1 protein-coding gene is annotated in these 648 nt (G+C 72.7%); it reads left to right on the top strand.

Annotation, left to right across the window (positions count from 1 at the left end; translation table 11 throughout):
- The coding region (locus tag KME78_RS63685; protein WP_219539963.1) for an HAD-IC family P-type ATPase at positions 1-648 on the top strand (648 nt) is incomplete at both ends.

The following is a 648-nucleotide window of genomic DNA, read 5'->3' as shown; positions in this document are numbered from 1 at the left end:
AGAACCGCGACGAGGTCCTCAGACTCGCCGGCGCGCTGGAGCACGCCTCCGAGCACCCGATCGCCCAGGCCATCGCCAGGGCGGCCGGCTCCGACGCCGTCGTCGAGGACTTCGCCAACATCGAGGGACTCGGCGTGCAGGGCATCGTCGACGGGCACGCGGTGCTGGTCGGCCGCCCGAAGCTGCTCACGGAATGGTCGCAGCACCTGCCCGCCGACCTGGAACGCAAGCTGGCCGACGAGCAGGCCGCGGGCCGCACGGCGGTGGCGGTGGGCTGGGACGGTCAGGCCCGCGCCGTGCTCGTGGTCGCTGATGTGGTCAAGCCGACCAGCAAGGAGGCCATCGCGCAGCTCCGCGGCCTCGGCCTGACGCCGGTCCTCTTGACCGGTGACAACGAGGCCGTGGCCCGTACGGTGGCCGCCGAGGTGGGCATCGACGAGGTCATCGCCGAGGTGCTGCCCGCCGACAAGGTGGATGTGGTCAAGCGGCTGCAGACCGAGGGCAAGGTGGTGGCCATGGTGGGCGACGGCGTCAACGACGCCGCCGCACTGGCCCAGGCCGATCTCGGGCTGGCGATGGGCACCGGCACGGATGCCGCGATCGAGGCCTCCGATCTGACGCTGGTCCGCGGCGACCTGCGGGTGGCGG

Origin of the sequence: Nonomuraea guangzhouensis, from assembly GCF_019396345.1 — a bacterium.
Classification (GTDB): domain Bacteria; phylum Actinomycetota; class Actinomycetes; order Streptosporangiales; family Streptosporangiaceae; genus Nonomuraea; species Nonomuraea guangzhouensis.
The sequence above is the reverse complement of the archived record's forward strand: the minus strand, read 5'-3'. Positions and strand labels throughout refer to the sequence as shown.